The following is a 5,096-nucleotide window of genomic DNA, read 5'->3' on the forward strand; positions in this document are numbered from 1 at the left end:
CCCCTCACCCAGCCTCCGCTTCGCTCGGCTGACCTCTCCCCGAGGGGAGAGGAGACTGTCGGCGTCGGCGCCAACCTCTTCTCCCACCGGGGAGAAGGTGGCCGCGAAGCGGCCGGATGAGGGGGCCAGCGCTGCCATATGCGATTGTCTACCCATTATAGCGGGATAAGCCCGCTCAATTCCTCCCGTAAAACGCGTTCTCGACATGCACCGGCCAACGCCAGGGCAGCACGGCCACCATGTCGAAACGCATCGAAAGCCGCCCGTAATCCGGCTGCCGCGACAGCCACAAATCCGCGGCGCCCTCGATGCGGCGCTCCGATTCATGGCCGATCGCTTCCATCGCCTCGATCAGCGTGCGGCGCGCCTTGACCTCGACGAACAGCACGAGATCGCCGCGCCGGGCGATCAGGTCGATCTCGCCGAGCCTGGTGCGGTGGCGGCGGGCAAGGATGCGGTAGCCTTTCAGCATCAGCGCCAGCGCCGCCAGCCATTCGCCGCGATGACCGCGCCGATAGGCCTTGCGGCGATGGCCGACCGTGCGCTCAGCCACCGTCGGCTCCTTTTTGCTCGACCATGATCCTATCCAAAAACCGGCTTCCACTTTTTGGGATCATGGTCCGTCCTTGAGCTCCAAGAGCCGCCGGTAGAGCGCCTGTTTCTGGCCGCCGGTCATCTTCGCCGCTTCCGATGCCGCCTTCGAAGCCGGCATTTCGGCTGCGAGAGACAGAAGCAGCCGGTCGATGTCGGCCGGCTGCTCTTCCGCTGCTTCGGGCGGGCCGACGCAGACGACGATCTCGCCCTTCGGCGTGTCGGCGGCGGCATAGTGGCCGGCCAGCTCGGCCAGCGTGCCGGTGCGCATCTCCTCGAAAGCCTTGGTCAGCTCGCGCCCGATCGCGGCCTTCCGCGCGCCCCCCAGTGCCTCGACCATGGCGGCAAGCGTCTCGGCCAGCCGTCTGGGCGACTCGAAGAAAATCAGCGTTGCCGGCACCGCCTTGAACGTTTCCAGTTTGGCCAGCCGCTGCCCGGTCTTCACAGGCAGGAAGCCGGCGAACAGGAAGGCGTCGGAGGGCAGGCCGGAAGCTGTCAGTGCCGCAAGCGCTGCCGACGGTCCAGGAATCGGCACGACGCGGATGCCCTGCTCCAGCGCCTCGCCGACTAGCCGGTAACCGGGATCGGAAACCAAGGGCGTGCCGGCGTCGGAGATCAGCGCCACGCTCTGCCCGGCCGCCAGCGCCTCGATCAGCTTCGGCCCGGCCTCTTGCGCATTGTGCTCGTGATAGGCGGTGGTGCGGCGGCGGATGCCGTAGCGTTCGAGCAGCACACGCGAGACGCGCGTGTCCTCGCAGGCGACGATGTCGGCTGCGGCCAGCGTCTCCAGCGCGCGCAGCGTGATATCAGCCAGATTGCCGATCGGCGTCGCCACCAGATAGAGCGCCGGCGAGAGCGGCCGCGCCGCGATCTCGGTCTGTCCGATCAGGTAGCTGCTTCTGTCGCCGGTCACCGGTTGCCCCTCATAACAGGCCTTGTTTGGCATGGCTGGCGCCTCGTTGCAAAACGTGAGGTCGGGTTAAGGAAATCGCCATGCCTTTGCCACAGTGCGGAACGAAACCCACAGCGGCGAATTTAACCCCTGATTCCCCGGGAGGAGGCAGGACTGAACGATGCCCAATCGCTTCGACATCTTCATCAGCCGACTTGAAAGCAAGACCGCCCGCGAGGGCATCCCTTCACACCCCATCGCCGCACAGCCCGGCGTTCGCCGCGACAAGAGCGAGCAGAAGCAGGCCCGCCCCGATGATGCGCATGGCGAGAAGCACCGCGGCAAGCACCGCCAGAAGCACGACGCTTAAGCGCGTCCCCGACCTTCGCGAGTGGCGAAGACCGCTCTCGCTTCGTCATTCCAGGGCGGAGCAAGGAGCGAAGCGATGCGCGCAGACCCTGGAATCCATGCCGTTACATCGAAGTGCCACTAACGGTGCAGAATTCTGGACCGCAACACTCCTCGCATAGGTCACGGCATGGATTCTCGGGTCAAGCCCGAGAATGACGAACGCGCGGGGAGCGTCACAGCTCTCAGAGATAGCGCGGCACCCTCGCCTCCAGCAACCGCACAAGTTCCGGGTCCATGAACTCGTAGTCGTCCGGGATATCGAGGCAAATCACCCTGGCGCCGTTCAGGCTCGAGCGGAACTTCTTCTGCAGCTTGGCGCGATGCGCCTTCTCCATGACGAAGATGATGTCGGCCCACGCCACCAGCTCATGCGTCAGCGGATTGTCGGCATCATGGTTGGTGCCGGCCGATTCGACTTCGATGTCGCGGAGCCTGGAAAACACCTGCTCGGCCGTCGGGCTGCGCAGCCGGTTCTGGCTGCAGACGAAGAGAACGTTCTTCAAAGAGGTTACCTTGCCAAATCCGCCACCACCGCATCCAGCACGATCATCCCTGCCGTCGTGGCGCGGAGCCTTGCATTGCCGACCGGCGCCACCAGCCCCTCCTCCTGCAGCACCGAGAGCCGCGCGCTGGAAAGGCCGCGCCCCGAGAGCGCCTCGTAGCGCTGCAGGTCGATGCCTTCGGCGAGCCGCAAGCCCATCAGCAGGAACTCGTCGGCCTCTTCCGCGCGGGTCAGGATCTCGCCGCCGGTGACGCCGTGACCCTTGGCCTCGACCAGATTGACCCAGGTCTCCGGCATCCTTTCCGCTATAGTCACCGTGCGGCGGCCGTTCTCGACGAAGCGGCCATGCGCGCCCGGGCCGACGCCGACATATTCGCCATAGCGCCAATAGGTGAGGTTGTGCCGGCTTTCGGCGCCCGGCCGGGCGTGGTTGGAAATCTCATAGGCCGGCAGCCCATGCCCCGCCGTCACCTCCTGCGTCAGCGCGTAGAGGTCGGCGGCATGGTCGTTGTCAGGCAGCGTGAATTTCTTTGCCGCGTAGAGCGCGTGGAAGGGCGTGCCCTCCTCGATAGTCAGCTGGTAGAGCGACAGATGGTCGACTGCATAGCCGATCGCCTGCTCCAGCTCCGCGCCCCACGCCTCCGGCGCCTGGCCGGGCCGGGCATAGATCAGGTCGAAGGAGAGACGGGGAAATATGTCCCGCGCCAGCCCGATGGCGTGCAGTGCCTCCTCGACGTTGTGCAGCCGGCCGAGAAAGCGCAGGTCCTTGTCGTTCAGCGCCTGCACGCCGAGCGAGACGCGGTTGACGCCCGCGGCGCGATAGCCGCGAAAGCGCTCGGCCTCGACCGAGGACGGGTTGGCCTCCAGCGTCACCTCGATGCCGTCAGGCACCGTCCAGTTCTTCGCCACCGCCTCCAGCACCGCGCCCACCGTTTCCGGCTTCATCAGCGACGGCGTGCCGCCGCCGAGGAAGATGCTGGTCACCTCGCGCGGCCCGGCGCGGGCGCGCATGGTCGCAAGCTCCGTCTCGAAGGCGCGCGCAAAGCGCTCCTGGTCGACCGGCTGGTGGCGGACATGGCTGTTGAAGTCGCAGTAAGGGCACTTGGCCGCGCAGAATGGCCAGTGGATGTAGACGCCGAAGCCGGGGCTGCGGTCGAGCGGTATGGTCACTGCGCTCATGCGGGTCCTGATCGCGCCAGATCCAACCTGGCCAAATCCAGTCGCGCTTCGGCGAATTTCTGGAAGGCGCGGGCGCGGTGCGAAAGCGCCGTCGCCTGGCCGGGCTTCCAGCCATGCTTTTCTTCCGCGCTCATCTCGCCAAAAGTCTTGTCGAAACCGTTGGGCAGAAACACCGGATCGTAGCCGAAGCCGAGCGTGCCGCGCGGCGGCCATACCAGCGTGCCCTCGGCCTCGCCCCGGTAATATTCAGCCTCGCCGTCCGGCAAGGCGAGGCAGATGACGGCGACGAAGCGGCCGGTGCGCTGTGAGGGCTTGGTCGCGCCGGCCTCCTGCAGCGCGGTCTCCGTCTTCTGCATGGCCATGCCGAAATCGCGGGTGCCATCCGGCTTCTCGGCCCAGTTGGCGGTATAGACGCCCGGCGCGCCGTCGAGCGCGTCGACGCAAAGCCCGGAATCGTCCGACAGCGCGGGCAGGCCGGTCGCCTTGGCGGCGGCGAAGGCCTTGATATAGGCGTTCTCCTCGAAGGTCGTGCCGGTCTCGTCCGGCTCGGGCAGGCCGTATTCCTTGGCCGATTTCGCCTCGAAGCCGAACGGCGCCATCAGGTCGGCGAATTCGCGCAGCTTGCCGGCATTGTGGCTGGCGACGACGATCTTCCTTCCGTTCAAAGAATGCATCAGAAACTCCAGATCCTTGGCTCGGCGAACTCGATCGAATTGCCCGAAGGGTCGCGGATATAGATCGAGTGCCCGCCTTGCGGCCATTCGAAGTCGCTTTCGATGGCGATGTTGTTCGCGGCGAGATGCTTGCGCCATGCGGCGATTTCGTCGGCGGTAGCCGCAAAGCAGAGATGCCCCTCGCCGGCCGTGCCATGCGGCGGCACTTTCAGCCGGGCGTCAGGCGCCGGAGGGATTTTGGTCGCCTCGGCGTTGAAGAGAAGCAATACGCCGTCACCGCAACGGAAGAAGACATGGCGCCCCTCGACCTTGCCCAGTGGCTCGAGGCCGATGATGTCGCGGTAGAAGGTTTCGGCGGCAGCCAAATTGGTGACGTAGAGAGCTGATTCCAAAATTGCAGAGGGTATCACGAGGCCCCCCTCTCTGCCCTGCCGGGCATCTCCCCCTCAAGGGGGGAGATTGGCAGCTTTGTCGTAGGCACCCATTCTGCAACGCCGGTGATTGGCGAAAGCCGCGGCGAAATCCAATCTCCCCCCTTGAGGGGGAGATGGCCGGCAGGCCAGAGAGGGGGGCCTAGGCTCGGCATTGGAAACCCTACGCCACCGCCATCTGCTGCAGGCTCACCAGCCGCGAAATGCCCTTCTTGGCCAGTCCCATCAGCGCCGCGAACTGCTCCTCGGAGAAAGGCTCGCCTTCGGCCGTGCCCTGGATCTCGACGATGCCGCCCTTGCCGGTCATGACGAAATTGGCGTCGGTGCCGGCTGAGGAATCCTCGAGATAATCGAGGTCGATGACCGGCTGGCCGTCATGGATGCCGCAGGAGATCGCCGCGACATGGTCCTTGAGC

At 65.7% G+C, this 5,096-nt stretch carries 7 protein-coding genes and 1 pseudogene; 1 reads left to right on the forward strand and 7 read right to left on the reverse strand.

Features of this window, described 5'->3' with window-relative positions:
* Positions 1 to 175: 175 nt before the first annotated feature.
* Complete coding sequence (locus EOA27_RS21095) at positions 176 to 553, reverse strand: YraN family protein (RefSeq protein ID WP_126080309.1); 378 nt, start codon at positions 551 to 553, stop codon at positions 176 to 178.
* Between the two features lie 60 nt (positions 554 to 613).
* Complete coding sequence (rsmI, locus tag EOA27_RS21100; RefSeq protein WP_189343307.1) at positions 614 to 1,504, reverse strand: 16S rRNA (cytidine(1402)-2'-O)-methyltransferase; 891 nt, start codon at positions 1,502 to 1,504, stop codon at positions 614 to 616.
* A gap of 160 nt (positions 1,505 to 1,664) precedes the next feature.
* Between rsmI and EOA27_RS21105 the strand changes: the two genes are divergently transcribed.
* Positions 1,665 to 1,853 carry a hypothetical protein gene (locus tag EOA27_RS21105; RefSeq protein ID WP_126080307.1) on the forward strand — a complete coding sequence of 63 codons (189 nt, stop codon included), beginning with the start codon at positions 1,665 to 1,667 and terminating at the stop codon, positions 1,851 to 1,853.
* 223 nt (positions 1,854 to 2,076) lie between these two features.
* Here the strand turns inward: EOA27_RS21105 and EOA27_RS21110 are convergent, their stop codons facing one another.
* From EOA27_RS21110 to EOA27_RS21135, 5 genes and pseudogenes are all read right to left on the reverse strand, one after another.
* Positions 2,077 to 2,397 (reverse strand): low molecular weight protein tyrosine phosphatase family protein, encoded by a 321-nt coding sequence (locus EOA27_RS21110; protein ID WP_126080306.1) that lies wholly within the window; start codon positions 2,395 to 2,397, stop codon positions 2,077 to 2,079.
* A gap of 5 nt (positions 2,398 to 2,402) precedes the next feature.
* The gene (hemW, locus tag EOA27_RS21115) at positions 2,403 to 3,575 is read right to left on the reverse strand and encodes a radical SAM family heme chaperone HemW (protein WP_189343306.1); all 1,173 of its coding nucleotides are present in this window, start codon (positions 3,573 to 3,575) and stop codon (positions 2,403 to 2,405) included.
* Positions 3,572 to 4,249 carry an RdgB/HAM1 family non-canonical purine NTP pyrophosphatase gene (rdgB, locus tag EOA27_RS21120; protein WP_126080305.1) on the reverse strand — a complete coding sequence of 226 codons (678 nt, stop codon included), beginning with the start codon at positions 4,247 to 4,249 and terminating at the stop codon, positions 3,572 to 3,574. Before rdgB ends, hemW begins: the two co-directional genes overlap by 4 nt.
* Positions 4,249 to 4,659 carry a VOC family protein gene (locus EOA27_RS21125; RefSeq protein WP_126083636.1) on the reverse strand — a complete coding sequence of 137 codons (411 nt, stop codon included), beginning with the start codon at positions 4,657 to 4,659 and terminating at the stop codon, positions 4,249 to 4,251. The genes rdgB and EOA27_RS21125 overlap by 1 nt, the downstream gene beginning before the upstream one ends.
* Before the next feature lie 184 nt (positions 4,660 to 4,843).
* Positions 4,844 to 5,096 (reverse strand): annotated as a pseudogene (locus EOA27_RS21135) (ribonuclease PH); the annotation flags it as partial.

Origin of the sequence: Mesorhizobium sp. M2A.F.Ca.ET.037.01.1.1 (genome assembly GCF_003998075.1) — a bacterium.
Classification (GTDB): Bacteria; Pseudomonadota; Alphaproteobacteria; order Rhizobiales; family Rhizobiaceae; genus Mesorhizobium.